Here is an 18,936-nt window from a genome sequence, read left to right on the forward strand (position 1 = left end):
TGGTGCCGGCACCAGGAGTCGAACCCGGGACCTACTGATTACAAGTCAGTTGCTCTACCAACTGAGCTATACCGGCGTGTGGGCGACGATTATAGCGATTGGGTGCGTTCTGTAAACCCCTGAATTCTGACTATTTTTGCGCAGGTCCGGCTTAGGCGCGGTGAAGCAGGTTGCGCAGTTTGTTCAGGGCTCGCCAGGTGCGGCTGTTTTGGATGGCGTGGAGTTGGGCTTCGGCCTGTTCGGCGCGGCGCAGGGCGGCGTTGAGTTGTTGGTCGGTGTCATCGATGGGGTGGCTGAATTTGTGGCCTTTGCAGAGCTGGAAGCCGTCGAGGTTGCACGGTGGGATGTCGAAGGCGGGTTTGAGGGCCAGGTGTTCTTCGGCGAGGTAGTAGGTGTTGATGCCGTCGAACAGGATGGATTGGTAGCCGGCGTTGGTGACCAAGTGTTCCCAGGTCTGGTCGCGGGCCCATGGGGTTTCGATGAGGATGATCCAGGGGCGCCAGCGGCTGAAGTCCATGCCGCGCAGCACGGTTTCTTCGTGGCCTTCGACGTCGATTTTCAGGAAGTGGATGGGGCGGTCCTGGGCGTATTGTTCGCAGATGGAGGCCAGGGTGCGGGATTGGACGGTCTGGTTGCGCACGTCCATGCCAGCGTCGCGATGTTGTTGGGCGACGCTGGCTTCTACCGTGGACAGGCCCGTGTCGGCGATGGTGTAGAAGGTCAGGCTTTCGGCGTTTTCACCGGCCACGCATTGCAGGTTGGTGTCGTGGGGGCGTTGTTGACAGAGGGCGTCGTAGTAGGCCGGCACCGGTTCGATGTTGATGCCACGCCAGCCGCGGTCGTAAAACGCTCGGGTGACTGAATCATCTGTCGGATGGTTGGCGCCGACGTCGACGTAAAAGCCGTTTTCCACCGATTGAAGGGCGCGCCACAGACGTATGTCTTCGAAGTTTTGTGCGTAGGAAATGAACGTCACGGCCAGTCCTTGAGTGTGTCGGCATTGTGTCAATCACGATACGTGGGGCTGTTGTATAGCACGGGCGCGGAGGACGCAATTATTGGCGCGGGGCGGTACTGAATTCGGCGGTTATGTCGTTTTGCTTGGACGCTTATGCACAACGGGCGCGATGAGGCGCAAGGCATCTTGCAATTTTGTGACGGCTTTCGCGTTTCGTCGCAAATGCCTGTTTTCATGGTTTTTTATCCATATGAACAAAAAATGACCAATGTTGATTGGGTCAGGAAATCACGGATTTCTTGGATCCGGGTTTATTTCATCAACAGAGTTATCCACAGGCTGTTTCGCCTCAGTAACGCTCTGCCAGCAACAGCAGATTGCGCGGCGTCAATGGGGTTTCGCAGAAGGTGCCGAGGCGAACGTCGTAGCCTTTTTGCGTGAGGAAAAGCGCCCGGTCCAGCACCAGCCAAAGCTCCAGCGGTCGTCGGAAAAGACCTCGCAACAACTCCAGGTTGCGCACTTCGGCCAAGCGCTGATGGCCTGCTGCTTCCAGGGCGACCCAATCAGGCGTGCCGACTATGGATAAGTCTTTCAGGGCTGCCAGATCGGTGCAGTACTGAGCGAAGGATTTTTCCAGCCATGCGCTGGGCAGTGACGGCGTGGGCAAGTAGTCGTTGCACTCTCTGATTTGCCGTTGCAGCAAGTCGAAGCCCAGGCGCCAGGCCATGGAGTGGTCCCGTTGTCTTCTGACACGTGCGCCAGCGGTGACGGTTTCGGTCAGCGGCAGGCTGAGATCGTCGAGCGACAGCTGTAGGGCGGAGCCCTTTGCGGCGTCGGACAGCGCTTGATAGCGCTCGGTGTTGACGCGGTTGTAACAGCACGGTGCGATAGCCAGTTGTGCACAGCCAGCGGCGCTGGCCAGTTGCATCAAGCGCACATGCAGATCGCCACAGGCGTGCAGGGCTACGGGGGTGTGTTCGGGGTGGAGCGCCTGGGCGGCGTTCGCCGCTAGCACGTCTTGTTGCAGGTGCGTGGCGGGCAGGTGATGGCGCTGGCTCAGTTGTTGGCCGCTGGCGACCAGTGCGGGGTCGTATTCCAGGCAAGTCAGTTGCTGTTCACCGTGCAGCAGACGTCGACCGAGGTGACCTTTGCCGGCACACCAATCGAGCCAGTGGGTCGGTTGGGTGGTGAAGCGCAGTCGGCTGGCGAAGGCTTCGATCTGCTGCCATTTGCGCCCGGGTACGTCGACGTTCAGGCGATGGCTTGGCGCTTCGAGTGTGCTGGCAGGCAATTCTGCGAGAGCGCTCAATGTGCGGGAGATAGCGGCCAATTCCGGGAACGGCGCGGGTGCGTCTTCCATCAACCATGGCTGATGATGATCATTTTCCGCCGCTTCCAGCGAACGCTGGCGTAGCCATCGTGCCAATTCCGGGTGGGACGTTTCCCAAGGCAACTGCAGGTGGGTGAACGGACGTGGTTTCCACAGCGCCTGGTGCGCTGTGAGAAAAACGTCCAGCGCCGTGAAGCGGGCGAGCAATGCCTCGCCCGTCAGCACGCCGCTGTCAGCGCCCTTGGCAGGCATCGACGCGCAACCAGCGCTCCAACTGCTTGAAGCCTTGCACCAACAGGAAGGACATCAGCAGGTAGAACATGCCGGCCGCGAAGAAGATCTCCACCGGCAGGTAGGTCCGGGCAATGATGGTGCGGGCCATGCCGGTGAGTTCCAGCAGGGTCACGGTGCTCGCCAGGGCGCTGGCCTTGAGCATCAGGATCACTTCGTTGCTGTAGGCCGGCAGGCCGATGCGCGCCGCGCGGGGCAGCATGATGTAGAACAATGCCTTGGGCCGTGACATGCCCAGGGCCCGTGCGGCTTCGATCTCGCCCTTTGGGATGGCCTGGATCGCGCCGCGCAGGATCTCGGCGATGTAGGCGGCGGTGTGCAAGGTCATGGTGACCGTGGCGCACCAGAACGGGTCCCGCAGGTACGGCCACAGCGCGCTGCTGCGCACGGCGTCGAACTGCGCCAGGCCGTAGTAGACCAAAAACAGCTGGACCAACAGCGGCGTGCCACGGAAAAAGAAGATGTAGGCGTAGGGCAATGCCCGCACCTGCCACAGGCGCGAAGAGCGGGCGATGCCCAGCGGAATCGCCAGCAGCAGCCCGGCGATCACGGCGATGGCCACCAGCTCCAGGGTCAGTGTCGCGCCCTGGGCCAGCTTCGGCAGCCACTTGATGATGACGTCCCAGTTCATTGGGTGCTCCTGGTAAATCCACGGGCGGCGCGTCGTTCCAGCAGGTGCATGCCGATCATGGCGAGCACCGTCAGCCCCAGGTACATGAACGCTGCGACCATATAGAAGGTGAACGGTTGCTTGGACACGGTCACGCCAATCTGTGCGTGGCGCATGATTTCTTCCAGGCCGATCACCGAGACCAGCGCGGTGTCCTTCATCAGGATCATGAACAGGTTACCCAGGCCCGGCAGGGCGATGCGCCACATCTGCGGCATGATCAGTCGGGTGAAGATCCGCCACTTCGACAGGCCCAGGGCGACGCCGGCCTCACGGTGGCCCTTGGGAATCGCCAGGATCGCGCCGCGAAACACTTCCGTGGCGTAGGCGCCAAAGCACAGGCCCAGGGCAATGACACCGGCGGCGAAGGCGTTGAGGGCAAGGTCAGGCATGCCCAGGTACTCGCCCAGCGCACGCATCAGGTTGACGGTACCGAAGTAGATCAACAGCACCCAGAGCAATTCCGGAATGCCACGAACCAGTGTCGAGTAAGTGCCGCCAAGCCATTGCAATGGCTTGTACGGCGAGGTCTTGGCCAAGGCGCCGAGCAGGCCGAGCACCAGCCCCAGGCACAGGGCCGAGAGTGCCAGTTTGACGGTCATCAGTGCGCCAGCGGCGAGCGCCGGGCCGAATCCGTGGAGATCGATCATCATGGGTGTGTGTTCATATCGCGGCAGGCTTTGCTAAGGGCCGGCGCTGCGGTGTGGCAGCGTCGGCCGGGTACGTCAGCATCAATAGATGTTGAACGGAAAGTACTTGTCGTTGATTTTCTTGTAGGTGCCGTCGGCGACAATTTCCTTGAGGGCGGCGTTCAGTTTGTTGCGCAACTCGTTGTCGCCCTTGCGCACGGCGATGCCGATCTTGTCGCTTTCCACCACCGGGTCGCCCTTGAATTCGTAGGCGCGGCCGGCCTCGGTTTTCAGCCAGTCATAGTTGACGTATTTGTCCGCCAGGATCGCATCGACGCGGCCAGAGGTCAGGTCCAGATAAGCGTTTTCCTGCGTGTCGTAGAGCTTGGTGGTGATGTCGCTACCTAGTTCGTCTTCCAGCCAGGTGCCGGCCAGGGTCGCCCGTTGTGCGCCGATGACCTTGCCTTTGAGCGAGTCCTTATCGGTCTTGAACTCGGCGCTTTTCGGCGCGATGAACTGCAGTTTGTTGGAGTAGTACGGGTCGGTGAAATCCACCGCCTGCTTGCGTTCCTCGGTGATCGACAGCGAGGAAATCAGGAAGTCGAATTTCTTGGCGTTCAGGGCCGGGATGATGCCGTCCCAATCGGAGGTGACGACTTCGCACTCGACTTTCATCTTGGCGCACAGGGCGTCGCCGATGTCTTTATCGAACCCCACGACCTGGCCGCTGGCGTCCTTGTTGTTGAACGGCGGATAGGCCGCTTCGATGCCCATCTTCAGTTTATCGGCCGCCATGGCGTTGGCCGAGAACACCAGGCTGACGGCTGCTGCCAGGAGGAATTTCTTGTAGGTCTGCATCTGTACTGCTCCGTTAGCGGTTGCTGGACATGAATTGTTTGCAGCGCGCCGAAAGCGGGTTCTCGAAGACCTGCTGTGGCGATCCTTGCTCCTCGACCAGGCCTTGATGAAGGAACACGACTTCGCTGGAAACCTGACGGGCGAAGCCCATTTCATGGGTGACCAGCAGCATGGTGCGTCCTTCTTCGGCCAGGGCGCGGATCACACTAAGTACTTCCTGGACCATTTCCGGGTCAAGAGCGGAGGTGGGTTCGTCGAACAGAATCACCTTGGGCTGCATTGCCAGGGTGCGGGCGATGGCGGCGCGTTGCTGCTGGCCGCCCGACAGTTCGGCCGGGTAGGCGTGGCGCTTGTCGGCGATGCCGACCTTGGCCAGCAGCGCTTCGGCCACTTCGACGGCTTCGGCCTTGCTTTGGCCGAGCACCCGGCGCGGGGCTTCGATGATGTTATCGAGCACGCTCATGTGCGGCCAAAGGTTGAAGTTCTGAAACACAAAACCGATCTCGCTACGCAGGCGGTTGATCTGTTTGCCGTCGGCGGCCACCAGTTCACCGTTTTTCGCGGCCTTGAGCTTGAGCTCTTCGCCGGCCACCAGGATCTGGCCCTGGTTGGGATTTTCCAGCAGGTTGATGCAGCGCAGGAACGTGGACTTGCCGGACCCGGAGGATCCGAGGATCGAGATCACATCGCCGTCGCGGGCGGTCAGCGAGACGCCTTTGAGCACCTCCAGCTGTCCGTAGCGTTTGTGCAGGTTGCGGATTTCAAGCGCGGGCGTGGCCTGGGCCATGTGCGGTCCTCATGGTGTGTGCTCCCTTGCTGTTGGCTGCCTTCCTTGGCGAGGCGGCCAAGCTAGCATGCGTCCGAATGACAGCCAACAGCGCTTTGGCTGGTAAACCGGGGATGTGTGACAGGTTGTCGCATCGGCACAGCAGTCTGTCGCGCCATCAACAACCGAACGGCCGTTTGAACCCTGTCTACCGGTGAAAAGCCCGGGGAGTCGCGTGAAAAAAGGCGCGATGGTGCCAGCTTTGGGCGGGGGTTGGAAGGGTTAACCGGATGAGCGTGTGAAGGGCTAGCGCTCCTGATCGGCAGGCTGTTCACGTTCTGTCATAAAATCTGCTGTCACGGAGTCTCCATCGAACCAGCTATCCCACGCTTCGCCGGCTGGTGTGATGACGCGTGTTCTTCCTATGGCAATTACGTCTACACGTTTTACATCGTTTGGCATCGCAACTGCTTTTGGTAGCCGAACGGCCTGGCTGCGATTACTCATGAAAAGGGTGGTTTGTTCCATGGGCAGTCCTCCCGGAAATTTCAGACTGAAGCACGCAGGATATGGGCAATGGGATATAGGTGTTGCGATGAATGGTTTTCTGATTCCGTTCATAGCCAATAGATCTAAACCTTGCCGCGTAATCAAAATCAAAAGAGAACTCATGAGCTGTTTCCAGTACTTGGAGTCCTCGCCATGAAGCATAACCATTACTTTTTGCTGCCCTTCCTTCTGTTCGGCGCGCTGTTGTTCCCCATCATGCTCAACGCCACGAACCTGGCCCCGGTAGACAGTGCCGGCGTGCAGGTCCAGCCACAGCAACAGAACGGCATCACCTATCTGTCCGGCGGTATCGGCGAGGACGAAGCCCGGGCCATCGGGCAGGCCCATGGCTACAACCTGCACATGACGTTCGCGATCGGCCCGGAAAACAAATACGTCCCGGATGTGGACGTGACCGTGCAGAGCGCGTCGGGACAAACATTGTTGACGCTCAGCGATGCGGGGCCGCTGGTTTATGTGCAATTGCCGCCGGGCAAGTACAACGTGGTGGCGACGCGCAACGGGGAGGCGCGACGCGACACTGCTGAGGTAGGCAGCGGGGCCGCGCGCAACCTGGTGTTCCATTGGAACGGTGACGAGTAGCCGAGCGGCTTATTCGCTGGCGGGTGCTTCCATCGACTGGCGATAACGGTCCAATGCTTCGCTGAAATCCTTGATGAACTCCGGTGTGCTGAGCCAGCGCTGGGCGGTCTCGCGGTCCATGTCATCGACCCACATGCGATAGTCCACCAGCATGTCGGCGGCCAGGTTGGTCGCCGCCATGCTTTCGTTTTCAGCGTTTTTCAAGTCGAGCAGGCCTGGGCGTTCGACGATCATCTCGCTCAGGGATGTAAGCAGCGTATCGAGCATTTCACTGCGGCTGACGGCCTCGGCTTCGCGCAGCTTGGCGAACAGTTCCAGCACGTAGACTGGTGGCTGGGCAGTGGCGTGGGCCGGATCGCCATACATTGGGATCGATTTGCGCCCGCTCATGCGGATTTGCTTGGCTTTGTCTTTGGCGCGCTTGGCGCGTTTTTGCTGTTTGTTCAGTGAGGCCATTGGGCTTCGGTTTCCAATTCGTTAGGGGGCGGTGCCCGGCTCAGTCGATTTTCGGCACGGTAAAGCGGAATTCGCTGCCCTGGCCTGGCTGGCTTTCGGCATGCAGTTTACCGCCATGGGCCTGGACAATCCCCTTGGAAATGTACAACCCCAGCCCGGTGCCGTTCGGGTTGCCCTCCTTGGTCGTCCAGTAGCGCTCGAAAACATGAGGCAGCTGATCTGGCGCAATCCCTTCACCGGTGTCGCGGACGCTGAACACGATCTCATTACCGACCGACATCGCACTGATCCCCACGGAGCCCTGCTGCGGTGTGAACTTGATGGCGTTGCCGATCAGGTTGGACAGCACCTGGAACAGCCGCTCGGGATCGGCATTGATCCTCAGGTTCGGTTCGGCATTGAAGGAGATGTCGATGGCCTTGGCAGCGGCCAGCGGAGTCAGTAGTGAGCAGGCGTCTTCGAAGATCTGGCTGACGTCCATCGGCTGGGGATTGATGGTGTAGCGCCCGGCGTCGATGCGCGAGGTATCGAGCAGGTCCTCCAACAGGGCATTCATGCGGCTGGTAGCCTGTTGCATGGTGTCGATGGCTGAGGCGATGCGCTTGGAGCTGTGGGAACCGTCGGAGCTGAAGGCCTTTTGCATCATGCCGCAGAGCATGGAAATGACCGTCATCGGGCTGCGCAGGTCATGAGACACCACGGCCACCAGTTCATCGCGGGCCTGCACGGCCAGGCGCTCCTTGCGCACCTGGCGGGCCAGGTCGTTTTCCAAGGCCGAGCGCCGCAAGTCGTTGGCGGCGAACAGATCGCCATGGCTCCATTTGGTACTGATACCGGCCATTTCGACTTTCCAGATTTCGAAAGACGTCCGGGGTCGCAGGCGCAGACCGGTCTCGCTGTTTTCCAGGTCCAGGGGTTTTTGTGGGTCGCCGCTCCATTGGAGGGTTTGCTTGACCTCGGGGCGGAACCACAGCACGCCGTTTTCCACAGGCTTGGGCAAGTGGATCGCCAGTACGCCGCTCGCCACGTCCTGATAAGCCTGGGCAGGTGCGAAGACGCTGCTCAGGTTGTGGTGAGAGAACACCGGCTTGCCGGTTTCCAGGATCCATTTGTGCAACTCGCGGATCTGCTCCGGTTCCGGACACCGGCCATGACGGTGCAGTTTGTTGTCCTCGAAAATCGCGACGCCACTGGCGCCGGTCAGCTCCATGAGGCGTTGCGGCTCGTGGGACAGGCCATCGAAGACGTTATCGCTGGACTCGGCCATCACCGCGGCGAGGACCTTGAGGTCTTCCAGCTTGGCGTCCCGTTGCCGAGTCAGCTCCAGGGCTTGCATGGCGCTGATCTGCAATGACAGCACCTGGCCGATTGTCTGGCAGGCCATGCGCATTTCATGGGGCACCAGCAGCGGCTGGCGATTGCCGCAACTGATCAGCCCCCACAAGCGTTCGCCTTCCATCAACGAGATGCTCATGGACGACAGCACGCCCATGTTTTTCATGTACTGGCGGTGGATCGGCGAGACGCTGCGCAGTGTGGCAAAACTCAGGTCCAGAGGCGCCTGGGTGTCGGGCCGCAACTCCGGAACCAGCGGCACTGGCGTGTAGTCGGCGTTGGGGATGATCCGCAGCCAGTTGATGCGATACAGCTCGCGAGCCTGTTCGGGAATATCCGACGCCGGGAAAAACAGGCCCTTGTAGAGCTCCATCGACGGTGCGCTGGCCTCGGCAATCACTTGGCCGTGGCCTTCTTCCTCGAAGCGATAGATCAGCACCCGGTCGTAACCGGTCATGGCCTGGATTTCCCGCACGCTGATTTCGTATAGGGCCTGGAGGGTTTTCGCACTTTGCAGGCGTTGCAACATGCGGCCCATGTTCGCCTCGCCGCTGACCCCTTCGGGGCGATAGTCGCTCAGGTGCTGTTCCAATTCGACGATCAGGGCGCCCTGGTGGCGATGCACCAGGGCGTCGAAGCGTTGTTGGTTCACGACAATGGCCACGGGCACGTTGTCGCTTTCCGGGGCGGCGCGACAGGCGATGAGGATCGCCTCGGCCTGTTCCAGCCCCAACAGTGCGTTGAGTGTCTGGCCCAGGAGCCTGTGGGGATCCTGCGCCATCAACTGCAACACGTTGGCGCTGACCTGACGGATCACGAAATCGGGCTCGGACAGCATCAGCAACACGCCATGAGGCTGGATGGTCCCGGGAAAGCGAATCGGTTCGTCTGCGCAATTGGCCAGCAGTTCTTCGAAGGCTTCCTGGTTTTCCGTGTTCATAACAATACCTTTTGGCTGTCCAGCCAGTGCTCAAAATGGGAGAACGTCGCCTTTGCGGCGCGTGTGACTTCGAACACCTGGGCCTCGCCAAGGTTCCTGTCGTCCAGGTATTGGAGGAAATCCTTCCAGCGTCGGCCAGTGAGTTCGCCATACACATTGAGGAAGGCCGCTCCGCTAGCGGCGTCCAGCCCCAGCTTCTCGGCCACCCTGCGCCGCAGGATCTGCCCCCCGAGCGTTGCACCTTCCAGCACATAGGACACGCCGAGTGCGGCGGCACGGGAGTCGATCAGCGGCAACGCCTGGCAGGTGGGCAGCGCGTCGATAGTGGCTGCTTCCAGGCCCAGTGCCGTGAGATCCGCTCGCAGCACCGGAAGTTTGATCCGTAGGGATTGGTCCAGCCCGGTCGGCGTCAATGCAAGTACATGAAGACGTTGTTCCAACGGTTGATAGAAACCGTAGTAGGCCGCCATCAGGCGCCGATACAGATCGAAGTCCAGCTGTTCGGAGAAAAACGGCAGGCGTTTTTCCAAGGCGATATGCAGTTCAGCGGTTTCGGTCCGCAATGCCTGGATCAGAGAAGGGTAGGGTGCGGCCGATGACATGCAGGATAGAGTTCTTTGGCTGGAGCGTTGCTGAAAAAAACGCATAAATCTTACATGGGTTTTTGGGTGTGCAGTCATCGGGTGTCGGCCCTCATTTCCTCAAGTCGCTGAGCCTGCTTGCTGCTCGCCGAGTCGCGCTCGTTCGCGATTCAGCTCATTGCACAGCTCTTCTTCCGAGGGGAGCACCAGCTTGTATTGACTGGCGAACAATTGCTCATTGCCCTGCAATACGGAGTAACGCACCACCGATTCGTCTTTCTGAGCGCACAGAATGATGCCAGCGGTGGGTTTGTCATCGGGGCCGCGCTTGAGGTCGTCGTAGAGGCGCACATACATGTCCATCTGCCCGATGTCCTGATGGCTCAGCTCGCCGAGTTCGTTGATCAAGGGGGCGAGCTGAGGGTCATCTTGGGGCAGCAGTGGCGTCATCGCAGTGTCCAACCATTGAGAGGGGCGGACTGCAAGGATGCATCAAGCGATGTTTCGATGATGCCGGACGGGGCTGATTGCTTGGGAGGAAAAATAGTGGATTGACGCAGGACGGGTATGACGCCGCCCCATGTTGGTTGACCTTGGTTCGTAGGAGCTCTCCCCGCAGGGCGTCATCCATCGTGGCCCCGGCCTGATAGTCACTCCTGGCCTTGCGTCAGCGCCTGGGACGCAGCCACATAATCGGCCTGGAATTGCTTGCTTTCCACCCAGTCCAGCGCGGTCTGCTCATCCACGCCCGTGGTCAGACGGCGGTATTCGATCAATGCGGTAATGATGAAGTCGGTCGCTTCTTCCTCACCTTCCTGTTCCAGCACCAGCGCCAGCAGAGGGTGGGCCAGGAAGGCTTCGCACATCGCCTTCTGGCTGACCTTTTCGGCGGCACTCATGAGTTGGAACAGTTCCGTCAGGTCCACGGTTTCCAGATCGATGCGCTCGTCGTTCGGGTCCAGGAAATCGTTCGGCGCAGCAGTCCGCCGAGTGCGGTTCTGCTTGGCTTTCGCCTTGGCGCGCTGGCTGCGCTTGTGCTGTTTGTTCGCCGATGACATGGTCGGATTCCTGATGGATAAGGCCATCTATCCTACAGCCTCAACGCCGACGCTTCGAATCTCAATCCACGACGAAGAGCGTAGCCCCCGATGAGGCGGAGGATCGATGAGGCGGAGGAAGGAAACCCCGGGCAATAAAAAACCCCGATCAATTGCTTGATCGGGGTTTTCGGTATTTGGTGCCCAGAGACGGAATCGAACCGCCGACACGGGGATTTTCAATCCCCTGCTCTACCGACTGAGCTATCTGGGCAACGGGGCGCATTAAACGGGTTTTTCAGGGGGGCGTCAAGCAAGTTTTCAAAAAATATTTAACTATTACCGTCGCTTACGATCCGCCCCCGCGCCGAGCAGCTTATTCGGATGGCGGTACGTAGCCTTCGGCCTTGGCGTAATCTTCGCCGGAAAAGTACTTGTCCATCTCGCCTTGAAGGTATTTGCGATCTTCGGCGTTCATCATGTTCAGGCGTTTTTCATTGATCAGCAGGGTCTGGTGTTTTTGCCAGTCGGCCCAGGCCTTGGCCGAAACATTGTCGTAGATGTCCTGGCCCTTGGCACCCGGGAACGGCGCACGTTCCAGGCCTTCCAGTTGTTCTTTGTACTTGCGGCACATGATGGTGCGGGTCATTGCAACTCTCCTGCGTTCATTACGGCGGCCGCGCGTTCGAGCAAGGTTTTGACCGGGGCGGCAAGGCCCAGGCGCGGCGGGGTGGCGAGGTTATACCAGAGCCAGTCGGCCTCGGCCACGTGATGGCCGGTTTCCCGGACCCGGACCAGCCAGGGTTCGATCGCCAACTGGAAGTGGCTGAAGGTGTGCACCAGGCCTGGCATTTCGTGTTGGCTGCCCAGTTCCAGCGAGTGTTGCAGGGCCAGGTGTTGCAGGTCGTCGAGGTCGTCGAGTTCCGGCAGGCTCCACAGCCCGCCCCATAGTCCGGTGGAAGGGCGACGGTAAAGCAGGATCGCGCCTTCGTGGTTGGCCAGCATCGGCATCAAGGTGCGCTTTTTGGGCACCTCTTTACGAGGCTTGGGAATCGGGTAGCGGGTTTCCAGGCCCAGCATGTGGGCCTCGCAGCCCTGTTTCAGTGGGCAGAGCAGGCAACTGGGTTTGCTGCGGGTACAGAGTGTCGCGCCCAGGTCCATCATCGCCTGGGTGTAGGCGTTGACCCGGTCTTGCGGCGTGAAGCGCTCGGCGGTGGCCCACAGCTGTTTCGCCACCTTGGGTTCGCCCGGGTAGCCTTCCTGGGCGGTGAAGCGCGCCAGCACCCGCTTGACGTTGCCATCGAGGATCGGCGCTCGCAGGCCCATGCTGATGCTGGCGATGGCGCCGGCGGTGGACAGGCCGATCCCCGGCAACTCGGTGAGTTTTTCCACGTCCCGGGGGAATTCGCCGCCGTACTGCTCGACGACGATTTTCGCGGTTTTCTGCAAGTTGCGCGCACGGGTGTAATAACCCAGCCCGGTCCACAGGTGCAGCACTTCGTCCTCCGGCGCGGCGGCCAGGGCTTGAACGGTGGGCAGCGAGGCCATGAACCGGTCGAAGTAGTTGAGCACGGTACTGACCTGGGTCTGCTGCAACATGATTTCCGAGACCCACACCCGATAGGGAGTGATGTCTTGCTGCCAAGGCAAATCGTGGCGCCCGTGGCGGTCGAACCAGTCCAGTACCGCGGTGGAAAACTGCTCGGCTCTCATCGCTTGAACAGCCCCTTGAGCGCGTCTTTCAGCTCGGGACTGACCTTGTCGCCCAGCTTCTCCTCGATCTTGTCGCCGAGGCGGTCGCCGGCCAGTTTCGCCGCGACCTTGCCCAGCCCGTCGTTGTCCAGGCGGCAGGCCTTCGCCCCCAGCTCCAGTGGACCACGGCAGCGCAACGGCCATTCGATGTCGACGTAGCGCTCGTTGACCTGGCAGGCCGGGTCGGGCATGTCGCTCTTGTCGCCTTCGACAATGACGCCGACGCGGTAATCCATGCCCAGCACCCGCAGGTCGATATCGCCGTTGCCGTTGACGGTCATGCCGGGGATGCGGACTTTCAGGTCCGGGTTGTGGGCAACGCCGTTGTTGAAGGTGAGGTTGCCGTTGAGTTGCTGGAACGGCGTGTCCTTGCCCCGGGGTTCGCCGCTGAGGGACTTGCGATTGAGGGTGGCGATGCCTTTGCACAATTGCTGTTCGAGGTTGGCATTGAGCAGCACACCATCGTTGATGACGAACCCGGCGTTGCCGTTGAGGCTGTCGATCAGGGCCTTCTGGCTATTACCGGTGGCGGTGATCGCACTGTTGACGGTGACCAGGCCTTTGACCGGCGGATTCTTGCCCTGGCTTTCGATGATTTTCTCGGCAGGGACCCGGTTGATACGGGTTTGCAGGCTCAACAGTGGGGTCGGTTGGCGCACATCCAGGGTGCCCTTGGTTTCGAAGTTGCCGCTGTACAGATCGCCCCGCAGGTTCTCCAGGGTCAGCAGGCCGCCCAGGCCGGTGGCCTTGAGCGCGGCGTTCTGGATCGGCAGTTTATCCAGGGTCAGTTGCCCGAAGGTCAGGTCGGCATCGAGGTCCAGCTTGCTCAGGCGTTCCACCGGAAACAGCCGATCATTGCTCCAGGCGCCCTGGGTCGGCGCGCTCGGCAGCGGTGAGTTGCCGACACCGGCCATGGCGCTGGCTTCGGTGTTGCTGACTTCGGCCTCACGGGCCGCCTTGGAGCTGTCGGCTTCGGCGGATTTTGGCGGCAGGTAGCGGTCGACATTGAACGTGTCGGCCTTGAGCTGCACGCGCAGGGCCTGCTTGGCAAAATCTTCCACGGCGATACGACCGCTGAAGGTGCTGTCGTCGAGCTTCAGGTTGATGTCGTTGAGTTCGACGCTGGTGGGCGTGCCGGCAATGCGGCTGGCCAGCTCGACCTTGCTCAGGCTGCCTTCGGCCATGGCCGGAAGTGTCTGGCCGACGCTGTCGACGAATTTAGCCAGATCGAACTGGGCGATCGACACCCCGCCATTCAATTGCGGAGTCTTGTCGAGGTCGTTGACCTTCAGTTCACCCAGGGCACGCAGTTGGTTGAGCGAAAGCTTGATGCCGGTCCATTCGGCGACGTTTGCCGCCTTGTCCAGGAATAGCTGGCCTTGGGCGGCGAAATTCAGGGTCTTGCCCTGCAGAGGGTCGCCCGTGGCTTCGCCGGACAGTTTCAGGTCTTCGAACTTGTAGCGCTGCAGGGCACGCTCGAAGCGCAGCTCACCCGTCACTTCGGTGCGTACGCGTAGGGCCGGCTGGTTGCTGGACAAGAAAGCGGTCAGGGTGACCGGGATGTTGGTGGAGTCGTGGACCGGGCCGGTGCTCAGTTGGATGCTCTCGGCGGTGTACAGCTTGCCGGTCTGCTCGTCGGTGTATTCGACCCGGGCGTTGTTCACGGTCAGGCTGTCGATGTCCAGGCGGGTCGGCTGGGCAGGTTTTTCCGTCGGGGTGTTGGCGGGCGGTGCCGGTTGCTCGGCTGGCGCCGGGGTGTTCGCCGCCGTCGCCGAGGCTGGTGCCTTGCCGATGTCTTCCCAGTTGCCGTGACCATTCTTGTCGCGGTTGAGCCGCAGGTTCAGGCCCTCGACGCGCACATCGCTCATCTGCACTTCCCGGCGCAGCAGCGGGATCACCCGGACCGAAAGGCCGAGCATCTGCAGGTCGGCGAAAGGTTGGGTCGGATTGGCCAGGGTCGCGACGCTGGCATCGTGCAATTCCAGACCCAGCCATGGAAACAGGCTCCAGCCGATATCGCCATTGAGGGTCAGCTCGATGTGGGCCTTGTCGCGGGCTATCTGGCGGATCTCTTCTTTGTAGTCGTTGGGATCGAACAGGTGGGTCAGGGCAAAGCCCAGGGCCACGATGATCAGCAACAGCCCGAGAAGTACCAGACCCAGGATTTTGCCGAACGCTTTCATGGGCGAATCCTTGTAGGTTGAGTTCAAAATTTAGCCGGGAGTATAACGCTGTGGATTAGTGGTGGTGCGTTAGGTGCTCGTTATAAGTCCCGTCCGCAGATCCAGTGTGGGAGCGCGCTTGACCGCCCATGCCTGGCATCGCGAAACGGTTCGAACAGCCAGTCCGGGGCATCCCGGTAGATTTCCCGCAGGTCCTGTTGGCCCTGACAGTTGGCGTCGGTAATGAGCTAGACAACGACGAGCATGAAAATTCCTGAAAAAATAAATCGTTAGCCCCCTACAGAAAGCGAGCGAACGTGCGATAAGACAGATGGCACGAAAAAGGTGATATCACTTTGGTTTTTCTGCCACGAGCAAATGGTAACCTTTGCCCGTTCGTCCGTCCTTCTGCGACTTGATGTCGCACACTATGGAGCTTCACCAGAAAATACAGCCATGCCTGCGTGCAATGAAGGCTGAGGGTGACGCGTGGCTGACGGACCATTCCAATAACTGGGGGATACACAATGAGCACGAGCATCACGGCGGGCGGCGTCGCCGACCAGCCTGCGTTCCTCTCCAAGGAGCGCATCATCGCCAAGCCCGGTTTCAACCGGTGGCTGGTTCCACCGGCCGCACTGGCCATTCACCTGTGCATCGGCATGGCCTATGGCTTTTCGGTGTTCTGGCTGCCACTGTCCAAGGCCTTGGGTGTCACCAAGCCTGTGGCCTGTGCACCGGATATGAGCTTCATCTCGCAAGTCTTTTCGTCCCAATGTGACTGGCCGATCTCGATGCTCGGCTGGATCTACACCCTGTTCTTCATCTTCCTGGGTTGCTCGGCAGCCATCTGGGGTGGCTGGCTGGAACACGCCGGGCCACGCAAGGCCGGCGTTGTATCGGCCTTGTGCTGGTGCGGTGGCCTGCTGATTTCCGCGTTGGGTATCTATACCCATCAGATCTGGCTGATGTGGGTCGGTTCCGGGGTGATCGGTGGTATCGGCCTGGGCCTGGGCTATATCTCCCCGGTGTCGACCCTGATCAAGTGGTTCCCGGACAAGCGCGGCATGGCGACCGGCATGGCGATCATGGGCTTCGGCGGTGGCGCGATGGTCGGTGCTCCACTGGCCGCGGCGCTGATGAACCATTTCGCTTCGCCAACGGGCGTGGGCGTATGGCAGAGCTTCCTGGTCATGGCCGCGATCTACTTCGTGTTCATGATTGGTGGCGCCTTGTCGTACCGCGTACCGCCGACCGGCTGGAAGCCTGAAGGCTGGACCCCGGCGCCGAAGAAAGCCGCGAACGCGATGATCACCCATCGCCATGTCCACGTGAACGTGGCCTGGAAAACCCCGCAATTCCGTCTGGTATGGCTGGTGCTGTGCCTGAACGTATCGGCCGGTATCGGCATCCTGGGCATGGCTTCGCCTCTGTTGCAGGAAGTGTTCGGTGGCAAGTTGCTCGGCAACGACCTGCCGTTCGGCCAGCTGGACGCTACGCAACTGGGCCAGATCGCGGCCATCGCGGCCGGCTTCACCGGTCTGTTGAGCTTGTTCAACATCGGCGGTCGGTTCTTCTGGGCGTCCTTCTCGGATTACCTGGGTCGTAAAAACACCTATTTCGTGTTCTTCGCCCTGGGCTTTGCCCTGTACGCGCTGATCCCGAACCTGGGGCACCTGGGCAGCGTCGCGCTGTTCGTGGCGGCGTTCTGCATCATCCTGTCGATGTACGGCGGCGGTTTCGCCACCGTGCCGGCCTACCTGGCGGACCTGTTCGGTACGCAAATGGTTGGCGCGATCCACGGTCGCCTGCTGACCGCCTGGGCTGCGGCGGGCGTGCTGGGTCCGGTGCTGGTGAACTACCTGCGTGAATATCAATTGAGCATCGGCGTTGAACGCGCCGCGGCCTATGACATCACCTTGTACATCCTCGCCGGCCTGCTGGTGCTGGGCTTCCTCTGCAACCTGATGGTCCGTCCGGTCGCCGACAAGTACTTCATGACCGACGCCGAACTGGCCGCCGAACAGGCGCTGGGGCATGACAAGGGCGCCGACAGCAGCACGTCGCTGGAGTGGAAAGCTGCGCCGGGCACCAAGCCCCTGGCGATCGCCGCCTGGCTGGTGGTGGGCATTCCGTTGGCGTGGGGTGTGTGGGTGACCCTGCAGAAGACGGCGGTGCTGTTCCGCTAAGACCGTTGCCCTGACCAACAGGACAGGGCAACCCTTGTGGGAGCGGGCTTGCTCGCGAAGGCGGTCTGTCAGTTAACGATGATGTTGGCTGATACACCGCTTTCGCGGGCAAGCCCGCTCCCACATTTGTTTTTGGGTGATGGCAAAATTTGCGTCCATGACTTGTATGGACATGTCTATCACCGACAGCCCGGGATTCAGCCCGTCAGTGATGTCACCTCTTGTGTTTCTGTTTGCCGCTCGCGCCCCTATAATGGCTGCCTTTTTCGCCCAATGATTTTGCGGAGCTGGTGATGGCCGAACGTAAGGCGTCTGTCGAGCGCGACACTCTGGAAACCCAGATCAAAGCCTCGATCAACCTGGATGGCACCGGAAAGGCCCGGTTTGATATCGGCGTGCCTTTTCTTGAGCACATGCTGGACCAGATCGCCCGTCACGGGCTGATCGACCTGGACATCGTCAGCAAGGGCGACCTGCATATCGACGACCACCATACGGTGGAAGACGTGGGTATCACCCTGGGCCAGGCCTTTACCAAAGCCATCGGCGACAAGAAGGGCATCCGTCGCTACGGCCATGCCTACGTGCCGCTCGATGAAGCGCTGTCGCGGGTGGTCATCGACTTCTCCGGCCGCCCGGGCCTGCAGATGCACGTGCCGTATACCCGTGCCACCGTCGGCGGCTTCGACGTCGACCTGTTCCAGGAATTCTTCCAGGGCTTCGTCAACCACGCCAACGTGACCCTGCACATCGACAACCTGCGCGGGCACAACACCCACCACCAGATCGAAACCGTGTTCAAGGCTTTCGGCCGCGCGCTGCGCATGGCCGTGGAGCTCGATGACCGCATGGCCGGCCAGATGCCTTCCACCAAGGGCGTCCTGTAATGCAGACGGTCGCGGTTATCGACTACGGCATGGGCAACCTGCACTCGGTGGCCAAGGCCCTCGAGCACGTGGGCGCCGGCAAGGTGCTGATCACCAGCGATGCCGACGTGATTCGCGAAGCCGACCGGGTGGTGTTCCCCGGCGTCGGCGCGATTCGTGATTGCATGGCCGAGATTCGTCGGCTGGGCTTCGACAAGCTGGTGCACGAAGTCAGCCAGGATCGTCCGTTCCTCGGCATCTGCGTGGGCATGCAGGCCTTGCTCGATCGCAGCGAAGAGAACGATGGTGTCGATTGCATCTCGCTGTTCCCGGGCCAGGTGAAGTTCTTTGGCAAGGGCCTGCATGAAGACGGCGAGCACTTGAAGGTCCCGCACATGGGCTGGAACGAAGTGAAGCAGGCGGTGGATCACCCGCTGTGGCACAACATTCCGGACCTGGCGCGCTTCTACTTTGTGCACAGCTACTACATCGCCGCCGGCAATGCGCGGCAGGTGGTGGGCAGCGGTCACTATGGCGTCGATTTCGCCGCGGCCCTGGCCGATGGTTCGCGCTTCGCCGTGCAGTTCCACCCGGAGAAGAGCCATACCCATGGCCTGCAACTGTTGCAGAACTTCGCGGCGTGGGACGGGCGCTGGTAATGGCCCGCAAGAAACCGCCGATCCTCACCCTCACGCCCGAGCAGGAGAGTGAAGCGAACCGCAAGATCCAGCGGTTCATGGAGGAGCGTTTCGAACTGGACCTGGGTTCGTTCGAAGCGGCGGAAATTCTTGACCTGTTTACCCGCGAAATTGCGCCGCACTATTACAACAGGGCGATTTTCGATGTGCAGACGCACCTTAAAGAAAGGTTCGAAAGCATTGAAAGCGACTTGTGGGCTTTAGAAAAAAGCAGCTGAAAGCTTCAAGCCACAAGCTGCAAGAATTGAAACGCGTGCCTGCCTGCA

At 60.6% G+C, this 18,936-nt stretch carries 19 protein-coding genes, 2 tRNA genes and 1 pseudogene; 5 read left to right on the top strand and 17 right to left on the bottom strand.

Features of this window, described 5'->3' with window-relative positions:
- The 8 genes from BLP82_RS23015 to vapB form a co-directional block, all read right to left on the bottom strand.
- Nucleotides 1-76 (bottom strand) — tRNA-Thr (locus BLP82_RS23015).
- 75 nt (nt 77-151) lie between these two features.
- Complete coding sequence (locus BLP82_RS23020) at nt 152-976, bottom strand: FkbM family methyltransferase (protein WP_092173340.1); 825 nt, start codon at nt 974-976, stop codon at nt 152-154.
- Nucleotides 977-1,307: 331 nt separating this feature from the next.
- A complete protein-coding gene (locus BLP82_RS23025) occupies nt 1,308-2,540 on the bottom strand; it encodes a methyltransferase (protein WP_092173343.1) in 1,233 nt (410 codons plus the stop codon).
- A complete protein-coding gene (locus BLP82_RS23030) occupies nt 2,521-3,210 on the bottom strand; it encodes an ABC transporter permease (RefSeq protein ID WP_060739629.1) in 690 nt (229 codons plus the stop codon). The genes BLP82_RS23025 and BLP82_RS23030 overlap by 20 nt, the downstream gene beginning before the upstream one ends.
- On the bottom strand, nt 3,207-3,902 hold the full coding sequence (locus tag BLP82_RS23035; protein WP_092173347.1) for an ABC transporter permease: 696 nt from the start codon (nt 3,900-3,902) through the stop codon (nt 3,207-3,209). The genes BLP82_RS23030 and BLP82_RS23035 overlap by 4 nt, the downstream gene beginning before the upstream one ends.
- A 78-nt stretch (nt 3,903-3,980) precedes the next feature.
- On the bottom strand, nt 3,981-4,736 hold the full coding sequence (locus BLP82_RS23040; protein WP_060739627.1) for an ABC transporter substrate-binding protein: 756 nt from the start codon (nt 4,734-4,736) through the stop codon (nt 3,981-3,983).
- A gap of 13 nt (nt 4,737-4,749) precedes the next feature.
- Nucleotides 4,750-5,523, bottom strand: a complete 774-nt coding sequence (locus BLP82_RS23045; protein ID WP_014336086.1) for an ABC transporter ATP-binding protein — start codon at nt 5,521-5,523, stop codon at nt 4,750-4,752.
- Nucleotides 5,524-5,808: 285 nt separating this feature from the next.
- A complete protein-coding gene (gene vapB, locus BLP82_RS23050) occupies nt 5,809-6,030 on the bottom strand; it encodes a type II toxin-antitoxin system VapB family antitoxin (RefSeq protein ID WP_092173460.1) in 222 nt (73 codons plus the stop codon).
- Between the two features lie 174 nt (nt 6,031-6,204).
- On the opposite strand from vapB, the gene BLP82_RS23055 reads away from it, so the two are divergent.
- The gene (locus BLP82_RS23055) at nt 6,205-6,654 is read left to right on the top strand and encodes a hypothetical protein (protein ID WP_092173350.1); all 450 of its coding nucleotides are present in this window, start codon (nt 6,205-6,207) and stop codon (nt 6,652-6,654) included.
- A gap of 9 nt (nt 6,655-6,663) precedes the next feature.
- Here BLP82_RS23055 and BLP82_RS23060 read toward each other — a convergent pair whose 3' ends face one another.
- From BLP82_RS23060 to BLP82_RS23100, 9 genes and pseudogenes are all read right to left on the bottom strand, one after another.
- Entirely contained in the window at nt 6,664-7,110 is a 447-nt protein-coding gene (locus tag BLP82_RS23060; RefSeq protein WP_092173353.1) for a hypothetical protein, read from the bottom strand.
- Between the two features lie 40 nt (nt 7,111-7,150).
- Nucleotides 7,151-9,385: an ATP-binding protein gene (locus BLP82_RS23065; protein WP_092173356.1), complete on the bottom strand. Its 2,235-nt coding sequence runs from the start codon at nt 9,383-9,385 to the stop codon at nt 7,151-7,153.
- Complete coding sequence (locus tag BLP82_RS23070) at nt 9,382-9,987, bottom strand: biliverdin-producing heme oxygenase (protein ID WP_092173359.1); 606 nt, start codon at nt 9,985-9,987, stop codon at nt 9,382-9,384. The genes BLP82_RS23065 and BLP82_RS23070 overlap by 4 nt, the downstream gene beginning before the upstream one ends.
- 99 nt (nt 9,988-10,086) lie before the next feature.
- Nucleotides 10,087-10,359, bottom strand: a pseudogene (locus BLP82_RS23075) (PDDEXK nuclease domain-containing protein); the annotation flags it as partial.
- A 257-nt stretch (nt 10,360-10,616) separates the two neighbouring features.
- The gene (locus BLP82_RS23080; RefSeq protein ID WP_092173362.1) at nt 10,617-11,024 is read right to left on the bottom strand and encodes a hypothetical protein; all 408 of its coding nucleotides are present in this window, start codon (nt 11,022-11,024) and stop codon (nt 10,617-10,619) included.
- Between the two features lie 177 nt (nt 11,025-11,201).
- A tRNA-Phe gene (locus tag BLP82_RS23085) sits at nt 11,202-11,277 on the bottom strand.
- Nucleotides 11,278-11,379: 102 nt separating this feature from the next.
- Nucleotides 11,380-11,652, bottom strand: coding sequence for an oxidative damage protection protein (locus BLP82_RS23090; protein ID WP_060739617.1), 273 nt, complete (start codon nt 11,650-11,652; stop codon nt 11,380-11,382).
- Nucleotides 11,649-12,716: an A/G-specific adenine glycosylase gene (mutY, locus tag BLP82_RS23095; RefSeq protein ID WP_072409095.1), complete on the bottom strand. Its 1,068-nt coding sequence runs from the start codon at nt 12,714-12,716 to the stop codon at nt 11,649-11,651. Before mutY ends, BLP82_RS23090 begins: the two co-directional genes overlap by 4 nt.
- Nucleotides 12,713-14,938, bottom strand: a complete 2,226-nt coding sequence (locus BLP82_RS23100; protein ID WP_092173365.1) for an AsmA family protein — start codon at nt 14,936-14,938, stop codon at nt 12,713-12,715. The genes mutY and BLP82_RS23100 overlap by 4 nt, the downstream gene beginning before the upstream one ends.
- Before the next feature lie 506 nt (nt 14,939-15,444).
- Here BLP82_RS23100 and BLP82_RS23110 point away from each other — a divergent pair.
- The 4 genes from BLP82_RS23110 (at nt 15,445) to BLP82_RS23130 (ending at nt 18,888) form a co-directional block, all read left to right on the top strand.
- Nucleotides 15,445-17,106 carry an OFA family MFS transporter gene (locus BLP82_RS23110; protein WP_060739614.1) on the top strand — a complete coding sequence of 554 codons (1,662 nt, stop codon included), beginning with the start codon at nt 15,445-15,447 and terminating at the stop codon, nt 17,104-17,106.
- A gap of 293 nt (nt 17,107-17,399) precedes the next feature.
- Nucleotides 17,400-17,993, top strand: a complete 594-nt coding sequence (gene hisB / locus BLP82_RS23120) for an imidazoleglycerol-phosphate dehydratase HisB (RefSeq protein WP_003186751.1) — start codon at nt 17,400-17,402, stop codon at nt 17,991-17,993.
- Nucleotides 17,993-18,631 carry an imidazole glycerol phosphate synthase subunit HisH gene (gene hisH, locus BLP82_RS23125; RefSeq protein ID WP_092173371.1) on the top strand — a complete coding sequence of 213 codons (639 nt, stop codon included), beginning with the start codon at nt 17,993-17,995 and terminating at the stop codon, nt 18,629-18,631. The genes hisB and hisH overlap by 1 nt, the downstream gene beginning before the upstream one ends.
- The gene (locus BLP82_RS23130; protein WP_038436384.1) at nt 18,631-18,888 is read left to right on the top strand and encodes a DUF2164 domain-containing protein; all 258 of its coding nucleotides are present in this window, start codon (nt 18,631-18,633) and stop codon (nt 18,886-18,888) included. The genes hisH and BLP82_RS23130 overlap by 1 nt, the downstream gene beginning before the upstream one ends.
- The last annotated feature ends 48 nt before the right edge of the window (nt 18,889-18,936 follow it).

The organism is Pseudomonas sp. NFACC37-1, from assembly GCF_900101575.1.
GTDB lineage: Bacteria > Pseudomonadota > Gammaproteobacteria > Pseudomonadales > Pseudomonadaceae > Aquipseudomonas > Aquipseudomonas fluorescens_AA.